The organism is Campylobacter lari, assembly GCF_001017575.1.
Classification (GTDB): Bacteria; Campylobacterota; Campylobacteria; order Campylobacterales; family Campylobacteraceae; genus Campylobacter_D; species Campylobacter_D lari_C.
This window is the reverse complement of the sequence record NZ_CP011372.1, coordinates 767,633-787,021: the sequence shown is the minus strand read 5'-3', so window position 1 is coordinate 787,021 and position 19,389 is coordinate 767,633. Positions and strand designations below refer to the sequence as shown.

Here is a 19,389-nt window from a genome sequence, read left to right as displayed (position 1 = left end):
TTTATACCAGAGCAAAAATAAGATTTAGTGTAATTTTTAATTTATTTTCATATTTTACAAGTTCTAAATTTTTAACTTTTATATAAGGATCTAGTTTTTGTAAAAATTGCATTAAAAAATAAAAATCACTAACAAAACTCAATTTTAATTCATAATAAGCAAAATATTCATCTTGATTTTTATAGCTTTGAATTTGCAAAGATTGCACTCCATTAAGATTCTTTTCTATATCCTTTAAAATATTTTGATAATCTTTATTTATACTTAAAAACGAGCGATCATTATAAGATATATTTTCATCTTCTTTTAAATCAGAAATCATTTCTTGTTTTTGCTCGTATTTTGTTTGTAAAACATATAGTTCATCTTTTGATAACTTCATTTGTTTTTCAAAATAGTCAAAAACACCCATATAAACCATGAAAAAACCAAAGACAAAGGCAACTATCAAAGCTAGTGTAAATTCACGATCAGATAACTTAGCAAAGATATTTTCTAAATTTTTATAAAGATTTTTCAAAAACAAGAGTGATTTTTCCATTATTAACTTCTTTATTTTTTAATACAAAATGATGCTTTTTAAAATCTTCATAAAATTCATAGTCATTTTTAAGCTCTATAATAAAATCATTATTTTTAACATGCAAAGCCTCTATATGAGCTTGATGAAAATTTAAAACTTTTAAAAAATCATAAAAATCTTTATAACAAAGTGTATTTGCATAAAATTTTTGCAATAAATCAACCTTTAACTCATTTTCTTCTTGTAGTTTTTTAAACTCATGATTTTGCTTTTGATTTATTTTTACCTGTTCTAAAATATCATCTTGCTTTTTTATTAAATTTTCATATTTTGTTTTCTCATTTTCATAAAATGATTTTTGTGTATATAAATACAAGGGATAAGCTAAAGCTAGCAAAACTCCACAAACAAAAGCCAATAAAATCTTAAAACTAAAAGATTTCAAATGATTTATTTTTTCTTTGTTGGTAAAATTAATCTTGACTTGATCGCATTTTTTTAACAATTTTTGATAAAAAATATTACTATTAAATTTATCAAAACCGCTAAGATTTTGAGTATCATCTATGCTTATAATGTGCTTATAGGTATTTTTTAATTTTTCTTCATATATTTTACCATAAACATTTAATGGTATAACTTTACAATTTTGAAAATCACACCCCAAATACTCCACTAAAACTATGTATTTTTCCTTAAACAATAATGCAAGATTTTCACCATTTGTATTATTTTTAAAATACACTTCAAAAAGTAAGGGTTCTGGGATTATATAATCAATATCTAGAATATCTTCATATTTGCACAAAAATACTTGAGTAAAAGATTTATCTTGAAAATACTTTAACTTATAAGAAAAATCATCTTTAAGACCAAGCTCTTCAAAACTCTTTTTTAAAATTTCATCTTCACTAATAGGATTTGCAAATTTAATATATAAAAGCTTTTCATAAGCAAGAAAATCTTTTAGAATTGTTTTCTTACTCATCATAAAGGATTTTCTTAAGGTTTTGCTCGTTTTTGTGCCAATTTTTCTCAAGTTGAACGAATAATTTTAGCATTACCTTTTTTTGTGCTAATTTTTCTATTTTAACCCTAGCTTCTTTACCTATACGCTTAATTGTAGTACCATCTTTACCTAGTATCATTCCTTTGTGAGAATTACTATCTGTAATGATAGTGGCATTGATATAATAAATTTGCTCTAGTTCTTTGATTTTTTCTATTTTGACTTCAGTACTATAAGGAATTTCATCACTTAAATTTTCATATATAGCTTCTAAGATAAAATCTCTATAAATGTCCTTTTCATTTGTTGTAGTAATAAACTCAGGATCAAAATAATACGGATGTTCAGGCAAATACTTAATCATCTCATCTAAAAGAATTTTTTTATAAAATTTTTGCTTTGCAGAATAGGGGATAATAGCACTAAAATGTGAGCTAAACTGAGAATACTCGCTTAATTTTTTAAGCAAAACTTCTTTTTTTACTAAATCAACCTTATTGATTAATACAATATGCGGTACTTTAGGGTTTAAACTTAAAAAATTTTCATAATCTTTAATATCATCATAAATACTAGCTACAAATAAAATCACATCACAATCTGCAATGCTTTTAATCGCCAAATCAATCATAAGCTGATTCATAGCCTTAGAGCTTGCATGCAAACCTGGTGTATCTATAAAAATAAGCTGATGATTTTCATGCATTATAATCGCATTGATCTTTCTTCTTGTGGCATTTTGCTTATGAGAAACCATAGCCACTTTTTCTTCTAATAAAGAATTTAGGATAGAACTTTTTCCCGCATTAGTTCTACCCACTATGCTTATAAAGCCACTTTTCACAAGATATACCTAGCTAAATCTTTATTTTCTATGATATCTCCAAGTTTAACTTGCACTTTAAAATCATCTATTTTATATACTTTACCTGCATATTCATCCGCTTCAAAACTAATATCCTCTAAAAGTTTTTCCACTACTGTATGTAAGCGTCTTGCACCAATATCTTGCATTTCTTCATTAGCCTTGCTTGCTATTTTTGCTATTTCTCTAATAGCCTCATCTTCAAAAACAAGCTCTACATTTTCAGTTTTTAAAAGCTCAATGTATTGTGTTAGTAATGAATTTTTAGGTCTTGTTAAAATAGCATATAAGGCATCCTCATCTAGCGAATCAAGCTCAACTCTTAAAGGAAAACGCCCTTGAAGTTCAGGGATTAAATCACTTGGTTTGCTTAGATGAAAAGCACCTGCTGCAATAAATAAAATATGATCAGTTTTTAAAGGACCAAATTTAGTTTGTATAGTGCTACCTTCAACTATAGGAAGCAAATCTCTTTGCACTCCTTCTTTGCTTGGATCTTGGCGGTTTGAATTTGAGCTTGAAACTGCTACTTTATCTATCTCATCGATAAAAATAATCCCTTCATTTTCAGCTCTTCTTAAAGCCTCGCCTTTAATACTTTCCATATCAAGAATTTTCTCACTTGCTTCTTGAGCTAAAGCTATTCTTGCATCTTTTACCTTCATTTCTTTTTTAACTTTTTTATTACCCACACCAATAACTTTTACTATATCTTGCATAGCACCCATTTCAGGTGGTAAATTTGGATTAGTATCAAATACACTTTGTGAAATTTCAACTTCTATTGTGCTATCATCTAAATCACCAGCTTTTAATTTCACGCGCATTTTTTCTAAAGAATTTTGATACTCTTCTTGTTTTTCTTCACTAACACCCTTTGGTAAAGGTGGTAAAAGTTTTTCTAAAATCTTATTTTCTATAAATTCATTAATCTTTTCTTTGTTTTTTTCTTTTTCTTCATTTTTTACTAAATTTAAAGCAGCATTAGCTAAATCTCTAACCATGCTTTCTACATCACGCCCAACAAAACCAACTTCAGTATATTTACTTGCTTCAACTTTTACAAAAGGAAGTCCCATCATCTTAGCAAGGCGTCTTGCAATCTCTGTTTTACCAACCCCAGTTGATCCTATCATTAAAATATTTTTTGGCATGATATCATCTTGAAGTTCAGGGCTAAGCTGCATTCTTCTATAACGATTTCTTAAAGCAATTGCTATGATTTTTTTGGCATTTTTTTGCCCAATTACATAATCATCTAAAAATTTTACAATCTCTTTTGGAGTTAAATTCATTTATCATCCTCAATTACATAAGTTTTAATATTTGTATTTGTATAAATGCAAATTTCACCAGCAATTTGCAAGCTTTCTTTAACTAATACTTCCTCATCTAAACTTGAGTGTTTAGCTAAAGCTCTTGCAGCAGAAAGTGCATAGTTGCCTCCACTACCAATAGCAGCTATAGCGCCATCTTCAGGCTCAACTACATCTCCAGTTCCTGAAAGTAAGAATATATGATTTCTATCTAATACTAGCATCATTGCTTCAAGTTTTCTTAGATATTTATCCTTACGCCATTCTTTTGAAAAATCTATTGCAGCTTTTAATAAATCACCCTTAGAACTAGAAAGTAGTTTTTCAAACATATCAAAAAGATTAAAAGCATCAGCAGTGCTTCCTGCAAAGCCTGCCAATACTTTCCCATTGTTTAATTTTCTAATTTTAACCGCATTGTTTTTTAAAACAGTGTTTCCAAAACTTACTTGTCCATCTCCACCAATTACAGACTTATTTTTACCTTTATAAGCTAAAATTGTAGTTGCGTGAAACATTATTCTCCTTTAACTTCTAGCTTAAACACAGCATGAATTGCATGGCCTAATTTTGCTGAAATTTCATGCACACCAAGTTCTTTTATAGTATCACATTCTAAGCTTTTTTTATCAAGCTCTATGCCTTTTTGATCCTTTAGTGCATGAGCGATTTCATCTTTAGTAACCCCGCCAAACAAGCTTCCATTAGCTCCTACAGGCTTAGCTATGCAAATAGTGATTTTAGATAATTCTTCTTTTAATTTTTCCAAATTTGCAAGCTCAAATCTTAAATTTTCTGCCTTTTTCTTTTGCTCTGCTTCATACTGTTTTAAAACTTCATGTGTAGCAGCTTTAGCAAAACCTTTAGCAATTAAAAAATTTTGTCCATATCCATCTTTTACTTCTTTAACTTCTCCTGCTTTTCCTAAACTTTTTACATCTTTAATCAATAATACTTTCATTGTTTTCCTTTTTTAAAATTTTCTTCCATTTTTACCTGCGATGATAAATCTTAAAGCATTTAATCTTATAAAACCTGCTGCATCTTTTTGATCATACACAGCATCTTCTTCAAAAGTACAATAAGCCTCACTAAATAAACTATCATTCGCACTTTCTCTACCTATTACCATTACATTACCTTTATATAATTCAAGTTTAACTTTACCATTTACATATTTTTGTGACTCATCAATTAAGGCTTGAAGCATTAATCTTTCAGGTGAGAACCAATAGCCATTATAAATCAAACTTGCATATTTTGGCATTAATTCATCTTTTAAATGCGCTGCTTCTCTATCAAGAGTGATACTTTCTATAGCACGATGTGCTTTTAAAAGTATGCTTCCACCTGGGGTTTCATAACAACCTCTACTTTTCATACCAACATAGCGATTTTCGACAATATCAAGACGACCTATACCATGTTTTGCGCCAAGTTCATTTAGCTTTGCTAAAAGCTGCGCAGGGGACATTTTTTCTCCATTAATAGTACATAAATCGCCTTTACTAAACTCAAGCTCTATTACTTCACTTTCATTTGGAGTTTCTTTTAAATCTTTCACCCAGCGCCACATATCTGCTTCGGGTTTAGCCGCAGGATCTTCAAGTACTAAACCCTCATAAGAAATATGCAATAAATTTGCATCCATAGAATAAGGTGATTTACCTGGTTTTTTAGCTATATCAATACCATGTTTTTGCGCATAAGCTAAGAGTTTTTCACGGCTATTTAAATCCCATTCTCTCCAAGGAGCAATGATGGCTAAATTTGGATTTAGCGCCAAAGCACCTAATTCAAAACGCACTTGATCATTTCCTTTACCAGTTGCTCCATGACTAATAGCATCTGCTTTTGTTTTATTTGCTATTTCTACTAAAGCTTTTGCTATCAAAGGTCTTGCTATACTTGTACCTAGTAAATATTCTCCCTCGTAAATAGCATTTGCTCTAAACATAGGAAATACATAATCTTTTACAAATTCATCTTTTAAATCTTGAATAAAAATATTTTCTTCTTTTACACCCAAAGAAAGTGCTTTTTTTCTAGCAGGCTCAAGCTCTTCACCTTGTCCAATATCTGCTGTAAAAGTTACCACTTCACATTTATACTCATCTTGTAACCATTTTAAAATTATACTTGTATCAAGTCCACCAGAATATGCTAAAACCACTTTTTTGATATCTTTTTTCATTGTCTTTCCTCTTTGTAAAAATAATTTTAAAATTTAACGAATTTAGCTTAATATAATGTAAAATATTTAGACATTTTATAACATTTTCTTGTATTTTTTGATAAAATATTTTTATGAGAATAGATAAGTTTTTAAATGTAGTTAATATTACTAAGCGTCGTGCTATTTCAGAAGATATGTGCAAAAGTGGCGTAGTAAGTATAAACAATCAAGTAGTTAAAGCTAGTAAAGAAGTAAAAATTGGCGATGAAATAAGCATTAAATTTATAGAATATACTAATATCTATAAAGTCTTAGACATACCAACAACCAAAAGCATACCAAAAGCTATGCAAGAAAAATATGTGGTAAAAATTCAATGAAAGAAATGATTTTAAGTCAAAATGAGCTTTATAAGCTTTGTGAAATTTTGCCTAAAAACGGAGTTATTTTACTTCAAGGGGATTTAGCAAGTGGTAAAACTACTTTGGTGCAAAACTATGCTCAATTTCTTGGAATAGAAAAAACACTTAATTCTCCTACATTTTCTATCATGCAAGAATATGATTTTCAACAAGGTAAAATGTATCATTATGATATTTATCAAGAAGGTTTTGATGGACTTTTAAAAAATGGTTTGATTGAAAATTTTTTTGAAGAGGGTTTGCATTTGGTAGAGTGGGGTGATGAAAAATTAAAAAAATACTTAGATAAATATCAAATTTTTAATATAATTTTACAAATCATTCCTTATGAAAGTAAAAGAAAGTATATAGTACATGAGTAAGCTAGAGGCTAGAAATTTAGAAAAAATCATTAAAAAAACTAAAATCATACACGATGTTTCACTAGAAGTACAAAGTGGGGAAGTTGTTGGACTTTTAGGGCCTAATGGGGCAGGAAAAACTACAAGTTTTTATATGATATGTGGGCTTATTTTACCAACAAGCGGGCAGGTGTTTTTAGACTCACAAGATATCACAAAAGAACCGCTTAATAAAAGAGCAAAGCTTGGCATTGGGTATTTACCTCAAGAAAGTAGTGTTTTTAAAGACTTAAGCGTAGAAGAAAATTTACTTTTAGCCGCCCAAGTAATATATAAGGATAAAAATTTATTAGAACAAAAGATAGAACAAATGCTAGAATTACTTAGCATAGAGCCTATTAGGCACAGAAAAGGTATGAGTTTAAGTGGGGGTGAAAGAAGGCGTTGCGAAATCGCAAGATCGCTTATGTGTGATCCTAAATTTTTACTTTTAGATGAACCATTTGCTGGTGTTGATCCTATCGCAGTGAGTGAAATTCAAAGCTTGATTAATGATTTAAAGGCTATGAATATAGGTGTTTTAATCACTGATCATAATGTAAGAGAAACTCTAGCAATTTGCGATAGAGCTTATGTGATTAGAAGCGGAAGGTTGCTAGCTAGTGGCAATGCTAATGAAATTGCGCATAATGAAGATGTTAAAAAATACTATCTTGGAAGTGAGTTTAGACTTGAATAATGCTTAAACAAAAAACCTCTATAACACAAAAAGCAAAACTATCACAAACCTTAAGATCTTGGCTTCCTATATTGCAAGCTAATATTGAAGATCTAAAAGAAAGCTTAGATGAATTTGCTAAAGAAAATCCTTTTATAGAGATCAAAGAAAACTCAAGTATTACAAACAATCAAAACAAGTATTATCAAGAATATTTTAGTAAAAATACCACCACGCAAATGATTGATACAAAAAGCTTAGAAGTAAAAAATGTGTATGAACTTTTAAGCGAGCAAATCATACCACCATTTTTTCCTACTAAAAAATCCCAAACCATTGCTGAAAAAATCATAGAATGTTTAAATCATGAAGGTTATTTTGAATATGATGAGGAAATTTTAGGTGAATTTGATCCTTTAGAAGTAGAAAAAATCAGGCAAAGATTTAAATACCTTGATCCCGTTGGAGTAGGGGCAAAAGACAATCAAGAAGCTTTTATTTTTGCATTAGAGCATTTTGACTTAGATGATGAGCTTTATGAGTTTTGCAAAATGTTGATTTTAAATTTAGAAAATGCAAAAGATTTTATCAAAGATCCTTTGTATAAAAAGGCTATAGCGATAATTAAAAAAATCTCTATTCCGCCTTTTTTAGAATATTTTGAAGAGAGTATGGAAATCATTCCTGATATATTTATTTATCAAGAAAATGGTGAAATTAAAATTAAAATTAATGATGATTATTACCCTGAAATTGCTTTTGAAGCAGATGGTTTAGATCATGAGTTTTTAAGTGCTTATTTAAAAGATGCTAAAAATTTAATCGATGCATTAGCTATGCGTAAAGCTACCCTTTATAAACTAGGGCTTATGATTATAGAATATCAATATGATTTTTTCATGGGCGGGGATATTAAACCTATGCAGCTTAAAGACTTAGCGCAAGATCTTGAAAGAAATGCTTCTACCATCTCAAGAGCAATTGCAAATAAATACTTAAGTTGTGACAGAGGCTTAATACCCTTAAAGTCTTTCTTTACCACTGCAGTGGATGATGGTGAAACTTCTAATGCAACTATTAAAGATTTTCTTAGTAATTTAATAAAAAAAGAAAATCCTAAAAAGCCTTTGAGTGATTTGAAAATTCTTGAACTTACTCAAAAAGAATTCCCAAGTGTACAACTAGGGCGTAGAACTATCACAAAATATCGTATGCAACTTGGCATAGGAAGCTCAAGTGAGCGTAAAAAATTATATGAATTGATGTAGGAAAAGATGAATTTAGAAAGTATTTTTGAAAAAACCATAAAACAAAATGTGCGTTTAGTAGCAGCTAGCAAGTATGTTCAAGATGAACAAATTCGAGAGCTTTTTAAGCAAGGTGTTGTAGAGTTTGGAGAAAATCAAGTCCAAGCTTTAGCTTTAAAAAAAGAAAAACTTCAAGACTTAGAAATCAAATGGCATTTTATAGGCAATCTTCAAAGTAATAAAATCAATCTTTTAATCAAACAAAACCCATTGCTTTGGCAATCTTGCAATGGTTTAAAAAGCGCCAAAGCCGTAGATAAAAGACTTGATTATAAATTAGATACTTTATTAGAAATTAACACTGCCAATGAAAGTTCTAAAAGTGGCATAGAGCAAAATAAGGCCATAGAAGAGTATTTGCAAATACAAGAAGAGTGTAAAAAATTAAATCTAGTAGGCATTATGTGTATAGGCTCTATAGATGAGGAAAAAGTTCAAGAAAGTTTTGAGCAAACTTTTAAAATCTATGAAAATTTACAAAAACACGGGGCAAAAATTTGCTCCATGGGTATGAGCGGGGATTTTGAACTAGCTATAAAATGTGGCTCAAATATGGTGCGTTTGGGGAGTATTTTATTTAAATAAACCCCATTTGTTTTGCTTTTTCTATCATAAAATCTGCACCATTTTCACTTTTTAATTCTTGTAAGGCTAAAGATTTTTCTTCTAGTGAGAAATTTTCTACCAAATTTAAAAATTGATGTTTTTCTTCTTGGGTTAAAATTTCACATAAATTACGCTCTTTTAAATACAAAGCATTAAAATACTGATGATTTTTAGCTGCATAGGGATAAGGTATGAAAATACAAGGAAGTAAATTTGCACTAAGCTCAAAAAGACTACTTGCACCTGATCTTGATATAGCTAAATCTGCTTTAGAAATTTTATCTATAATGTTTTTATCAAAGTCAAAAAGATCTGCATTGACATTTAAATCCTCATAAGCTTTTTTACATCTTTCATAATCATTCTTACCACATTGATGAATGATATTTATACCTTTTTCTTTAAAATATAAAGCATTTTCTAAAGCAAGATCGTTTATAAATTTAGCCCCTTGAGAGCCACCAAGAAAAATAATATTTTTTAATTCTTTTCTCACTCTTGCTTTTTGAGAAAAAATCTCGCTAATAGGATAAGGGCAAAAGAAAGTATTTGCTTTATTAATTTGATCATCAAAAGCAGTAAAAAAAGCTTTAGAAAAAGGCTTTAAAAGTGAATTTAAACTTCCCATTTTTGAGTTTTGCTCATGGATTAAAAGTGGGATATTTGCCATTAAAGCACCAAAAGCACCTGGAGCACTGCTATATCCACCCACGCTAAAAACTGCTTTAATATTATGTTCTTTTAAAATTTGTTTTGTTTTTCTTGCAAGTTTTATAATATGTAAAAACGATTGAACCTTAGCTAAGCCTTTTTTATTAACAACGCCTTGAGAGCTTAGAAAATATTTTTTATAAAAGCCATTTTCATTTTCAAACCAAAGTCTATCTTGGCCATTTTCACTTCCTATGTAAATACACTCTAAACCTTGTTTTCTTGCACTTTGCAATAAACATCTAGCTATAGCTAAATGCCCTCCTGTACCTCCACCTGTAATTGCTATCATTTATCCTCTTTATTTAGCTTTTCTTCTAAAATAGCAAGCCTTGCTTCTAATTTAGCGATTTTTTCTTCATAATCAATCTTGCCATGTTCTTTAATATAAGCAGGTATACCAATAGCTGTTAAATTTGCCTCAACATCTTTTAATACAACTGCATTTGAGCCTATTTTTGCATTTTTACCTATGGTAATATTGCCTAAAATTTTAGCACCAGAACCTATTACTACGCCATCTTCTATAGTGGGGTGTCTTTTGGTATTTTTATCTAAACTCGTTCCACCCAAAGTAACACCTTGATAAATCAAAACATCATCACCTATAATAGAAGTCTCACCAATCACAACCCCACTTGCATGATCTATAAATATCCTTCTACCCAAATGCGCCCCAGGGTGCAAATCAACTCCGGTAAAAAACTGCGAAATTCCACTAATCATTCTTGCTATTTTTTTAAAACCTTTTTGGTAAAAAAAATGTGCAAAACGATAATTTACCACAGCCCAAACACCAGGATAGTTAAAAACTAATTCCACGCAAGATCTATATGCAGGATCTTTTTGCTTTGGCATAGAAAAATCTTCTTTGATTAGTTTAAAAATACTCATTTAGAACCTATGCTTTTTAAATATCCATTATCATTTAAAAATAAATAAATTTCACCCAAAATATGCTTTTTTTGATTTTCATTAACAAGTTTTGAAGCATAAATTTTTTCATTAATATTATCCATAATTGCATGAATATCATAGTCAAGATCTTCTAAGGTATCTAAAATAGATTGAGCCTCTAGTACGCTTTCTATTTCAAAACCCTTTTCATTGATACTTATACAAGCTTCGGTTGGATGTGTAAAAAGATTATGCTTCATACCAAGGACTTCTTGATAAGCTCCCACTAGGAAAAATCCCAAAAAATAATCTTCAGCTTCTACATCAATATCATGCAAAAACAAAGGATTATCTTTAGAATAAGAAATTTCTCCATCACTATCGCAAGTTATATCCCATATACTTGCACTTCTAGTTGGCTTTTTATTAAGTCTATCAAGTGGCATGATAGGGAAATTTTGCTCCAAACCCCAAAAATCAGGTAAAGACTGAAATACTGAAAAATTCACTAAATATTTTTCTTGTACTTCATTTTGTAAACTTGATAAATCAGCTTGATCACCCACCAAAGAAATAGCTTTTCTCATAATCAAATGCACTAAAATTTCACTATTAGAGCGATCTTGTAAATCTACATAACCCAAATCAAACAAGGTTAAAATACTCTCCATATGATCAATACTATCATGTAAATACTCAAGTGCATTAGAGGCTTTAATGTTTTTATACAAATCATAAAGTTCATCAATAAGTTTTGGATTTTTATCTTTTAATAAAAGCTTGCTTTCTGTGTATTCTTGAGAAAAAAGCTCTAAAACAGGCGCTACTAAAACAGCATGATTAGCCGCTACAAAACGCCCACTTTCTATAAAAATATCAGGCTCTAAATCTTTTTTTTGCTCTGCAATGCTTTTTAAAATAAACACAACATCGTTTGCATACTCACTTAAGGTGTAATTTCTGCTTGTTTCGTTTTTAAACTGAGAGTATTCTACCGCTAAACCTCCACCAAGATTAATAGCTTTTAAATTTTTTGCCCCCATTTTTCTAAGCTCAGTGTAGATATTGCCCGCTTCATTTAGAGCTTTTTTTAAAGGATGAATTTCAGTAATTTGTGAGCCTAAATGAAAATGTATCATAGTAAATTGATCTAAAAGCTTATTAGCTTTTAGAAGATTTACTGCTTCAATAAGCTCAGTAGATGTTAAACCAAATTTTGAATTTATACCACCACTTTTTGCCCAAATTCCTACTCCAGCTGAATGCAAACGCACCCTTAAGCCTATATTTGGCTTTGGCTTGAAACGATTTTTAGCAATTTCAATCATTGCTTCAAGCTCATTAAGCCCTTCCATAGTTAAAGTGATATTATGACCCATTTCACACGCTATAAAGCCCATATTTATGAGTTCTTTATCTTTAAAGCCATTAACTGTTATAGGAGCGCTTTCATTATTATAAGCCATAGCTAGTAAAAGCTCGGCCTTGCTTCCTGCTTCTAAACCATAGTTGTATTCTTTGCCTAGATTGACTAAATTTTTTACAAAACCTGGATATTGATTAACTTTTAAAGGATACACAGCATTAAAAGAACCTTTATAGTTAAATTCTTTTTTTGCTTTAGAAAATTTTTCATAAATCTGCTCAATTTGCTTATGGATTAAATGAGGAAAACGAAGCAATAATGGCCCCTTATAACCATCATCACGCAAAGTATTTACTATATCTATAATGGCAGGTTTTTTACCATGATTTACACATACTTTGCCATTTTCGATAATAAAATTATTCGCACCCCAAATATTAATACCATAATCAATCATAACTCATTCTCCAAATTTGATAATTTTATATTTTTAGTATCTTTATTTTCTAAATTTTTATAAAAAATCTCTTCTTTTTGCACTTCATCTTCGCCTATACACAAAAAGATTTTAGCATTAGCATTATCTGCTTGGTTTAAATGCTTTGCAAGTTTTTTTGCTTCATAACTTAAATGCACTTTATGTTTTTTTCTTAAAGTATTTGCTAATTTAAAAATAGTATCTATATAAGCTTCATCCATAGCACAAAGATAAATTCCTTCTCTAGCTTTTACGCTTTGTTTTTGCTCTAAAATAGCCATAATCCTTTCTATACCCATAGCAAAACCCACGCCATAGCCACTTTTACCATCTAAGTATTCAATCAGTCTATCATATCTTCCACCACCTGCCACAGCAGCCTTTGCACCGATTTCATCGCTAACAAACTCAAATGCACTTTTAGAATAATAATCAAGCCCGCGCACTAATTTCTCATCACACTCAAACTCAACATCATTTTCTTTTAAAAGTTTTTGCAATTTTTCATAATCTTTTTTACAACATGAGCATAAATTTTCACTTAGTTTTGGCGCATTTTCGATTAAACTTTGACAATGATCATTTTTACAATCAAGCACTCTAATAGGGTTTAAGTCTTTTCTTCTTAAGCAATCTTCACAAAAACCTTCTTTAGAATTTAAAAAAGCTATGAGTTTTTCTTTATATACACCCATACATTCTTTACAGCCTAAAGAATTAATTTTCAAACTTGTGTGAATTTCTAAGCGTTTAAAAATTTCATTTAGCATTAAAATAATACTCGCATCCTCATATACACTTGCTATACCAAAGCTTTCTACACCAAATTGATGAAATTCACGCAATCTTCCTTTTTGTGGCCTTTCATAGCGAAACATAGAGCCATGATAAAACCATCTTTTAACACTTTGAGCCTTATCCATTTTAGCTTCTATGTATGATCTTACCACTCCAGCTGTCCCTTCAGGCCTCAAACACACATCATTGCCTGCTTTATCAACAAATTCATACATTTCTTTACCAACTATATCAGAGCTTTCCCCAACACTTCTTTTAAAAAGCTTAGTAAGTTCTAAATGCGGACAATTAATAAAAGTAAAACCATAGTTTTTAGCCACTTCTTCACAAGTTTTAACTACTTTTTCATAAAGAATAGCTTGGTCATCTTGTAAATCTTTCATTCCTTTTAAAGCATTAATCATCTATAAATTCCTTAATCTTTTCATGTAAATTTTCAATACTCAAAGAAGCATCTAATTTTAAAATTTTTATATCTATTTTAGTTTTTAAAAACTCTAAAGTTTCTTCTAAAGCTTTTTGTATATTTAAAAAATATTCAATCCCTCTTTTTTCAATACTATCTAAATCTTTTTTAGAAAGTCTTTGTGCGATAAGCTCTTTAGAACCATGCAAAAACACAACCTTTTGTGGAAAAACTCCACCTGTGGCAAAAGAATTTAACTCAAATAAAATATTTTGATCAAAATCACATCTTGCATAAGCCATATTAGAAATAAAACTACGATCTGAAATGATAAGTTTGTTTTTATTATGCGCTAAATACATGTCGATTAAATTTGCTCTATCTGCTAAAAAAAGCAAAAGCTCAGCCTTTTTAGAAAATTGCATTTTACTTTCTAATAAAATTTTTCTCAAATGCACCCCAAGCTCACTTCCACCTGGTTCTTTAGTAAAAAATGCATTATGAAAATATTTTTTCAAAAGCTCTATTTGCGTGCTTTTACCCACACAATCAACCCCTTCAAAAGCTATATACAATCTCTCTCCTTTAATAAAGGTATAATTTCTTTTGGCACAAGCTTACTCACATCGCCATTATGCATACAAATTGATCTTACTATGGAGCTTGAAATAAAAGAATTTTTTAAATTTGGCATAAGATATATAGTTTCAAAATCTTCCCAAAGCATGTGATTTGCATAACCAAGTTGTAATTCATACTCAAAATCACTCACCGCTCTTAAGCCTCTTATAATGATATTTATTTGCAAATTTTTAGCAAGATCTACTAGTAAGTTATCAAAAGTTGTAATTTTAACATTTTTTAAGTCTTTTGTGGCAATTTTTACCATTTTTTCTCTATGCTCTAAGCTAAACATAGGCTTTTTACTCTCACTTTTAGCTATGGCAACAACTACTTCTTCAAACATCTTACTAGCTCGAATGATCACATCTAAATGTCCATTAGTGATAGGATCAAATGTCCCTGGGTATATACAACTAGCCATCATTGCCACCTTTGGTATAAATTATGCTCAATATTTGCTAGATCAAGCCATTTTCCTATGATAAATTCATATAATTTTTCCAAATTATCAATCTTAGCATAACTTGCTATTACAGGGGGAGCAATGATAACTCCGTAGCTAGAAAGTTTAGCCATTTGTTCTAAATTTAAAGTAGAATAGGGCATTTCCCTTACCCCAAGTATGAGTTTTTTACGTTCTTTTAAAGCCACTCCTGCAGCTCTTGTAAGTAAAGTATCATTTATACCACAAGCAATTTTTGCCAAAGTATTAATCGAGCAAGGTGTGATAAAAGTCGTTTCTATGCCAAAAGATCCGCTTGCAACGCATTGACTAATATCTTCATTATCTAAAAAATTTACATGTTCAAGCTCAAATTTATCTTTTATGTGTTGCAAAAAGTCTATATTTTCTAAAAGAGAATTTTCTTTTGTAAAGCTTATTTTTGCATTTTTACTCACAATGGCATAAATTTGCCCTTTTTCTTTTAAATGTTTTAACAATAAAAAACCAAGTTCACAAGAACTAGCCCCGCTAATACCTACTAAAATTTTTTTCATTTTAGCTCCACATAATTTTTACTAATAACTTTACCATGCACGACTTTTCCATCTTTGTTTTTAAGGCGAATTCTTTGGTTTAAATTCCCACTTTGCAAGGCTTTTAATTCTATTATCATGCTTAAATCCCCATCTTTGATAACCCCGTAAACAGAATCATTTCTTTGTATAAGGGTTTTGGTTTTAAACATATTATATTTTAAAATAATATTTTCTCTTATATTACTTTTGGCTATTAAATTTGCGATTTCATCTTTTTTTAATACACCTTGGGGAGCTTTATCAAAAGGAATTTTTAAAATTTTAAAACTAGCAGGACTTAAATTTTCATTACGCGCAATAGGGCGCTTGGTTTGTAAAACTTCCAATTTTGCCTTTAAAAAATACTTAAAAAATATATTTTTTTTAAACTGCTCTGGAGTTTTAAATTCAGCCTTTACAAAACCATCTGCTCTATCAAAATTATGATTACCTAGTTTTAAAAAAATGTATTGATTAAAATCAGCAGGTAAACTTGATTGAGTGTTAAGATCTAAAGAAATGATTTCTAGTTGTGGATAATTTGTCTTAAATTCTTTAATCAAAGCTAATTTTACTTCATCAAAATTCGAAGCAAAACTTAAAGTATAGAAAAATAAAACTAGAATGATTTGCTTAAAAAACAATACAGTAACCTTTTATAAAAATATATTAATCGTATAATACATTAAAAAAGTTTGATTTTAGTTAAAAGAAGTGGAGCGGGAAACGAGATTCGAACTCGCGACCCCAACCTTGGCAAGGTTGTGCTCTACCCCTGAGCTATTCCCGCATTTTGAAAGTAGAGTGTGATTTTATCAAAACTTTATTTTATTGTCAAGTTTTTAAAATTAAGGAATGTTTTTTGCTTGTGATTATTAAATTTTAAAAGGAGTTCTCATGCAAGTAAATGATAAAAATAGTCCACTAGCCCTAAATAATATGACAAAAATCAAAGAAAAAAACACATCTTCAGATGAATTTCAAGCTACACTTAATGCACTTAAAGACAAAGAAGAAAAAGAGTATAAAAAAGATAGCAACAATGCTTTTAGTAATACAGATTTAAATATAGGTTCAATTTCTAAAGATTATAGTGTATATGCTTGGGAGAAATTACGCCAAAGCAAATACCAAAAAAACGAAGAAAATATCTTAAATAATCTTTTTAAAACCTTAGATAAAGCAAGAAGTTAATCATTCAAAATAGGGTAGTGTAATACCCTATTAAATTTTTAAAACTTTAACTTCTTGATCTTTTGCTAATTTTGTGTCATCTATTTGCGTGATTAAAATATGCGTGTTTTCACATAAAGGTTTTAGCATACCTGAGCCAAATTTAGCTTCACTTGGTTTAAAATATCTATCGACTAATTTTCCAAAAGCAAAATCATTTCTTTGGCCTTTGAAATTTAAATCTTTAGTTAATCTTGCTTTATCAAATTCCAAAAGTTCTTTACCATAAAGTAAATTGAGTATATTTTTTGCAAAAATATGTGTTGAAACTAAAGAGGCCAAAGGATTTCCTGGTAGGGCTAGAAAAAGCATATCGCTTTTGCTAAAAAGTTTTACATGCTTGCAAAGTTTAGCATTTACTTTTTCAAAAATAGGGCTAAAATCACACTCAAGCAAAGCTTGTTTGATAAAATCAGCCTCACCCACGCTAGCTCCACCACTGCTTATAAGCATATCAAATTCTTTATTTTCTAAAAGCTTTTTATATGCATTTAAATCATCTTTTATAAGTCCTAAATACTCAACATCAGCATAATCTTGCAAAATAGCATAAATACCAAAAGCATTTGCATTATATATGCTATATTCATTAGCATTTTCCCAAGGTTCTACAAGCTCATCTCCACTTGAAAAAATCCCAATACGCATTTTCTTAACTACTTTTAGCTCATAAATTCCTTGAGCAGCAAGCATAGCTATCATACCTGAGGTGATTTTTTGCCCCTTTTTAAACAAAAGCTCTCCAAGCTTTGCTTCCTCGCCTTTAAAACGGATGGCATTGTTTTCTTTAGCGTTTTTAGCATTGAGCTTTTCATCTTCAAGCAAAGCTTCTTCAAACATTAAAATGGTATTTGCATTTTGAGGAATTTTAGCTCCTGTCATGATTTTATAGCATTCATTTTTTTCTATAATATAATCATTTTTATCGCCTGCTAAAATGCTTCCTTTTATTTCTAGCAATTCATTCTTATGTGTATAATTTAATGCATAACCATCTAGGGCTGAATTATCAAAAGCTGGTAGGTTTTTTTTCACAGAAACATCTTCATATAAAATACACCCCAAAGCTTGCGTCAAATTTACTCTTTGAAATTCATTTTTTGCTTTGATTTGTTCTTTTAAAAAATCTAAAGTTGCAAAAATATCTCTCATTCTTCAAGCCTTCTTATACTTGCACCTAGTTTTTTAAATTTTTCTTCTAAATTTTCATACCCTCTATCAAGATGATAAATTCTATGAATTTTGCTTGTGCCTTTAGCTGCTAAAGCTGCTAAAATCAAAGCCGAAGACGCACGCAAATCAGTAGCCATAACATCAGCTCCTAAAAGCTCTTTAGTACCATTTATAGTAGCAATATGCCCATTTAATCTTATATCAGCTCCCATTCTTAAAAGCTCACTTACATGCATAAAACGATTTTCAAATAATCTCTCATCAATAATACTTGTGCCATTTGCTTTTAAAGCTAAAGCCATAAATTGTGCTTGCATATCCGTTGGAAAGCCTGGATATTCGCTAGTTAAAATTTCAACTGGCTTGATTTCTTTGGCAGGATTTATACTAATACTATCTTCATTAATATCAAAGCTAAAGCCCATTTGCTCTAGCTTTGCTAAAACTGCGCTAAGATGGCTTGCATTGACTTTTTTTAGAGTGATTTTTGAGTTAGTGATAGCTCCTGCACACAGATAAGTTCCTGCTTCAATACGATCAGGAATGATTTCAAAAGGTTTAAATTCTAAAAGCTCTCCACTTGTGCCATAAATTTCAAGCTCAGAAGATCCTATGCCTTGTATATCAAGCCCAGCTCTAGCTAAAACCTCACAAAGTTGCACCACTTCAGGCTCTTTAGCGACATTTAAAAGTCTAGTTTTACCATGAGCTAGGGCTGCTGCCATGATGATATTTTCACTACCTGTAACAGTGATTTTATCAAACATCACATCAGCACCTTTAAGCCCTCCACTAGCTACTACATAACCTTGTTTAATCTCAATATTAGCTCCCATTTTTTCTAAAGCTAAAAGGTGTAAATCAATAGGGCGTTGGCCTATAGCACAACCTCCTGGTAAAGAAACTTCGCAATTTCCAAATCTAGCTAGTAAAGGCCCTAAGGTAAGTATAGAAGCACGCATTTTACGCACGATGTCGTATTTTGCTATGGTTTTATTTAGATGTTTTGTATTTATTTTCGCAAAATTGTCTTTAAAAGTATAATTTGCTCCTAAGTTTTCAAGCAAAGAAAGTAGGGTGCAAATATCTGCTACATTTGGTAAATTTGAAATTTGCACTTCATTTTTAGCTAAAATACTTGAAGCTATCAAAGGAAGCGCAGCGTTTTTTGCACCGCTTATTATCACTTCTCCATTTAACTTTTCAACACCATCAATCTCTAAATAAGTCATTAATTTTCCTTAAAATATATACATAATGATATAATAATATTTTACTACAAATATTATATAAATTAATAAGATTAAAGGTGTTATTTGGACTTTTTTGAGCTCTTGAAGTGGCATTTTTCTTTGAGTATTAAGCTTATCATAATAAAATATGGCTTGTTTTTAATCATA

Annotated in this window: 23 protein-coding genes and 1 tRNA gene; 6 read left to right on the top strand and 18 right to left on the bottom strand. The window is 30.1% G+C overall.

Annotation, left to right across the window (positions count from 1 at the left end; translation table 11 throughout):
* Window position 1: 1 nt before the first annotated feature.
* The 7 genes from CD56_RS04170 to CD56_RS04140 are packed head-to-tail and all read right to left on the bottom strand — an operon-like array spanning window position 2 to window position 5,907.
* A complete protein-coding gene (locus tag CD56_RS04170; protein ID WP_047208281.1) occupies window positions 2-541 on the bottom strand; it encodes a hypothetical protein in 540 nt (179 codons plus the stop codon).
* Window positions 504-1,514 (bottom strand): hypothetical protein, encoded by a 1,011-nt coding sequence (locus CD56_RS04165; RefSeq protein WP_047208280.1) that lies wholly within the window; start codon window positions 1,512-1,514, stop codon window positions 504-506. The genes CD56_RS04170 and CD56_RS04165 overlap by 38 nt, the downstream gene beginning before the upstream one ends.
* A complete protein-coding gene (gene era / locus CD56_RS04160; protein WP_039628319.1) occupies window positions 1,504-2,376 on the bottom strand; it encodes a GTPase Era in 873 nt (290 codons plus the stop codon). The genes CD56_RS04165 and era overlap by 11 nt, the downstream gene beginning before the upstream one ends.
* Entirely contained in the window at window positions 2,373-3,692 is a 1,320-nt protein-coding gene (gene hslU / locus CD56_RS04155) for an ATP-dependent protease ATPase subunit HslU (RefSeq protein ID WP_039618284.1), read from the bottom strand. The genes era and hslU overlap by 4 nt, the downstream gene beginning before the upstream one ends.
* Complete coding sequence (gene hslV / locus CD56_RS04150) at window positions 3,689-4,231, bottom strand: ATP-dependent protease subunit HslV (protein ID WP_047208279.1); 543 nt, start codon at window positions 4,229-4,231, stop codon at window positions 3,689-3,691. Before hslV ends, hslU begins: the two co-directional genes overlap by 4 nt.
* Complete coding sequence (rplI, locus tag CD56_RS04145; protein WP_039618280.1) at window positions 4,231-4,674, bottom strand: 50S ribosomal protein L9; 444 nt, start codon at window positions 4,672-4,674, stop codon at window positions 4,231-4,233. Before rplI ends, hslV begins: the two co-directional genes overlap by 1 nt.
* 12 nt (window positions 4,675-4,686) lie before the next feature.
* Entirely contained in the window at window positions 4,687-5,907 is a 1,221-nt protein-coding gene (locus tag CD56_RS04140) for an argininosuccinate synthase (protein ID WP_047208278.1), read from the bottom strand.
* Between the two features lie 113 nt (window positions 5,908-6,020).
* Here CD56_RS04140 and CD56_RS04135 point away from each other — a divergent pair, with 113 nt between their 5' ends.
* Genes CD56_RS04135 through CD56_RS04115 form a run of 5 tightly spaced genes read left to right on the top strand, consistent with a single transcriptional unit; the run spans window position 6,021 to window position 9,262 of the window.
* On the top strand, window positions 6,021-6,269 hold the full coding sequence (locus CD56_RS04135) for an RNA-binding S4 domain-containing protein (protein ID WP_039618276.1): 249 nt from the start codon (window positions 6,021-6,023) through the stop codon (window positions 6,267-6,269).
* Window positions 6,266-6,673: a tRNA (adenosine(37)-N6)-threonylcarbamoyltransferase complex ATPase subunit type 1 TsaE gene (tsaE, locus tag CD56_RS04130; RefSeq protein ID WP_039618274.1), complete on the top strand. Its 408-nt coding sequence runs from the start codon at window positions 6,266-6,268 to the stop codon at window positions 6,671-6,673. Before CD56_RS04135 ends, tsaE begins: the two co-directional genes overlap by 4 nt.
* Window positions 6,666-7,391, top strand: a complete 726-nt coding sequence (gene lptB / locus CD56_RS04125; protein WP_039618272.1) for an LPS export ABC transporter ATP-binding protein — start codon at window positions 6,666-6,668, stop codon at window positions 7,389-7,391. The genes tsaE and lptB overlap by 8 nt, the downstream gene beginning before the upstream one ends.
* On the top strand, window positions 7,391-8,638 hold the full coding sequence (locus CD56_RS04120) for an RNA polymerase factor sigma-54 (protein WP_039628316.1): 1,248 nt from the start codon (window positions 7,391-7,393) through the stop codon (window positions 8,636-8,638). The genes lptB and CD56_RS04120 overlap by 1 nt, the downstream gene beginning before the upstream one ends.
* Window positions 8,639-8,644: 6 nt before the next feature.
* Window positions 8,645-9,262, top strand: a complete 618-nt coding sequence (locus tag CD56_RS04115; protein WP_047208277.1) for a YggS family pyridoxal phosphate-dependent enzyme — start codon at window positions 8,645-8,647, stop codon at window positions 9,260-9,262.
* Here CD56_RS04115 and CD56_RS04110 read toward each other — a convergent pair.
* The 9 genes from CD56_RS04110 to CD56_RS04070 form a co-directional block, all read right to left on the bottom strand.
* Window positions 9,255-10,286, bottom strand: a complete 1,032-nt coding sequence (locus CD56_RS04110) for a UDP-N-acetylglucosamine--N-acetylmuramyl-(pentapeptide) pyrophosphoryl-undecaprenol N-acetylglucosamine transferase (protein ID WP_047208276.1) — start codon at window positions 10,284-10,286, stop codon at window positions 9,255-9,257. The two genes, CD56_RS04115 and CD56_RS04110, sit on opposite strands and share 8 nt — an antisense overlap.
* On the bottom strand, window positions 10,283-10,888 hold the full coding sequence (cysE, locus tag CD56_RS04105; protein WP_047208275.1) for a serine O-acetyltransferase: 606 nt from the start codon (window positions 10,886-10,888) through the stop codon (window positions 10,283-10,285). The genes CD56_RS04110 and cysE overlap by 4 nt, the downstream gene beginning before the upstream one ends.
* A complete protein-coding gene (gene speA, locus CD56_RS04100) occupies window positions 10,885-12,714 on the bottom strand; it encodes a biosynthetic arginine decarboxylase (RefSeq protein WP_047208274.1) in 1,830 nt (609 codons plus the stop codon). Before speA ends, cysE begins: the two co-directional genes overlap by 4 nt.
* Window positions 12,711-13,937, bottom strand: a complete 1,227-nt coding sequence (hisS, locus tag CD56_RS04095) for a histidine--tRNA ligase (RefSeq protein ID WP_047208273.1) — start codon at window positions 13,935-13,937, stop codon at window positions 12,711-12,713. The genes speA and hisS overlap by 4 nt, the downstream gene beginning before the upstream one ends.
* Complete coding sequence (gene tmk / locus CD56_RS04090; protein WP_047208272.1) at window positions 13,930-14,514, bottom strand: dTMP kinase; 585 nt, start codon at window positions 14,512-14,514, stop codon at window positions 13,930-13,932. The genes hisS and tmk overlap by 8 nt, the downstream gene beginning before the upstream one ends.
* Complete coding sequence (gene coaD, locus CD56_RS04085) at window positions 14,505-14,984, bottom strand: pantetheine-phosphate adenylyltransferase (RefSeq protein WP_080956334.1); 480 nt, start codon at window positions 14,982-14,984, stop codon at window positions 14,505-14,507. The genes tmk and coaD overlap by 10 nt, the downstream gene beginning before the upstream one ends.
* Window positions 14,984-15,562, bottom strand: coding sequence for a UbiX family flavin prenyltransferase (locus tag CD56_RS04080; RefSeq protein ID WP_047208270.1), 579 nt, complete (start codon window positions 15,560-15,562; stop codon window positions 14,984-14,986). Before CD56_RS04080 ends, coaD begins: the two co-directional genes overlap by 1 nt.
* The gene (flgA, locus tag CD56_RS04075; RefSeq protein ID WP_047208269.1) at window positions 15,559-16,227 is read right to left on the bottom strand and encodes a flagellar basal body P-ring formation chaperone FlgA; all 669 of its coding nucleotides are present in this window, start codon (window positions 16,225-16,227) and stop codon (window positions 15,559-15,561) included. Before flgA ends, CD56_RS04080 begins: the two co-directional genes overlap by 4 nt.
* Window positions 16,228-16,298: 71 nt before the next feature.
* Window positions 16,299-16,373: transfer RNA gene (locus tag CD56_RS04070), tRNA-Gly, on the bottom strand.
* Between the two features lie 107 nt (window positions 16,374-16,480).
* Between CD56_RS04070 and CD56_RS04065 the strand changes: the two genes are divergently transcribed.
* Window positions 16,481-16,777, top strand: a complete 297-nt coding sequence (locus tag CD56_RS04065) for an invasion antigen C (RefSeq protein WP_039668370.1) — start codon at window positions 16,481-16,483, stop codon at window positions 16,775-16,777.
* A 30-nt stretch (window positions 16,778-16,807) separates the two neighbouring features.
* Here CD56_RS04065 and CD56_RS04060 read toward each other — a convergent pair whose 3' ends face one another.
* Together CD56_RS04060 and murA are read right to left on the bottom strand one after the other, a co-directional pair.
* Window positions 16,808-17,968 (bottom strand): molybdopterin molybdotransferase MoeA, encoded by a 1,161-nt coding sequence (locus CD56_RS04060; RefSeq protein WP_047208268.1) that lies wholly within the window; start codon window positions 17,966-17,968, stop codon window positions 16,808-16,810.
* Window positions 17,965-19,221 carry a UDP-N-acetylglucosamine 1-carboxyvinyltransferase gene (gene murA, locus CD56_RS04055; protein WP_047208267.1) on the bottom strand — a complete coding sequence of 419 codons (1,257 nt, stop codon included), beginning with the start codon at window positions 19,219-19,221 and terminating at the stop codon, window positions 17,965-17,967. The genes CD56_RS04060 and murA overlap by 4 nt, the downstream gene beginning before the upstream one ends.
* Window positions 19,222-19,389 lie beyond the last annotated feature (168 nt).

Coding starts and splice junctions, on each gene's coding strand:
- CD56_RS04170 (WP_047208281.1), bottom strand. CDS start 541: ATGGAAAAATCACTCTTGTTTTTGAAAAATCTTTATAAAAATTTAGAA.
- CD56_RS04165 (WP_047208280.1), bottom strand. CDS start 1,514: ATGATGAGTAAGAAAACAATTCTAAAAGATTTTCTTGCTTATGAAAAG.
- hslU (WP_039618284.1), bottom strand. CDS start 3,692: ATGAATTTAACTCCAAAAGAGATTGTAAAATTTTTAGATGATTATGTA.
- hslV (WP_047208279.1), bottom strand. CDS start 4,231: ATGTTTCACGCAACTACAATTTTAGCTTATAAAGGTAAAAATAAGTCT.
- rplI (WP_039618280.1), bottom strand. CDS start 4,674: ATGAAAGTATTATTGATTAAAGATGTAAAAAGTTTAGGAAAAGCAGGA.
- CD56_RS04140 (WP_047208278.1), bottom strand. CDS start 5,907: ATGAAAAAAGATATCAAAAAAGTGGTTTTAGCATATTCTGGTGGACTT.
- CD56_RS04135 (WP_039618276.1), top strand. CDS start 6,021: ATGAGAATAGATAAGTTTTTAAATGTAGTTAATATTACTAAGCGTCGT.
- tsaE (WP_039618274.1), top strand. CDS start 6,266: ATGAAAGAAATGATTTTAAGTCAAAATGAGCTTTATAAGCTTTGTGAA.
- lptB (WP_039618272.1), top strand. CDS start 6,666: ATGAGTAAGCTAGAGGCTAGAAATTTAGAAAAAATCATTAAAAAAACT.
- CD56_RS04120 (WP_039628316.1), top strand. CDS start 7,391: ATGCTTAAACAAAAAACCTCTATAACACAAAAAGCAAAACTATCACAA.
- CD56_RS04115 (WP_047208277.1), top strand. CDS start 8,645: ATGAATTTAGAAAGTATTTTTGAAAAAACCATAAAACAAAATGTGCGT.
- CD56_RS04110 (WP_047208276.1), bottom strand. CDS start 10,286: ATGATAGCAATTACAGGTGGAGGTACAGGAGGGCATTTAGCTATAGCT.
- cysE (WP_047208275.1), bottom strand. CDS start 10,888: ATGAGTATTTTTAAACTAATCAAAGAAGATTTTTCTATGCCAAAGCAA.
- speA (WP_047208274.1), bottom strand. CDS start 12,714: ATGATTGATTATGGTATTAATATTTGGGGTGCGAATAATTTTATTATC.
- hisS (WP_047208273.1), bottom strand. CDS start 13,937: ATGATTAATGCTTTAAAAGGAATGAAAGATTTACAAGATGACCAAGCT.
- coaD (WP_080956334.1), bottom strand. CDS start 14,984: ATGGCTAGTTGTATATACCCAGGGACATTTGATCCTATCACTAATGGA.
- CD56_RS04080 (WP_047208270.1), bottom strand. CDS start 15,562: ATGAAAAAAATTTTAGTAGGTATTAGCGGGGCTAGTTCTTGTGAACTT.
- CD56_RS04065 (WP_039668370.1), top strand. CDS start 16,481: ATGCAAGTAAATGATAAAAATAGTCCACTAGCCCTAAATAATATGACA.
- CD56_RS04060 (WP_047208268.1), bottom strand. CDS start 17,968: ATGAGAGATATTTTTGCAACTTTAGATTTTTTAAAAGAACAAATCAAA.
- murA (WP_047208267.1), bottom strand. CDS start 19,221: ATGACTTATTTAGAGATTGATGGTGTTGAAAAGTTAAATGGAGAAGTG.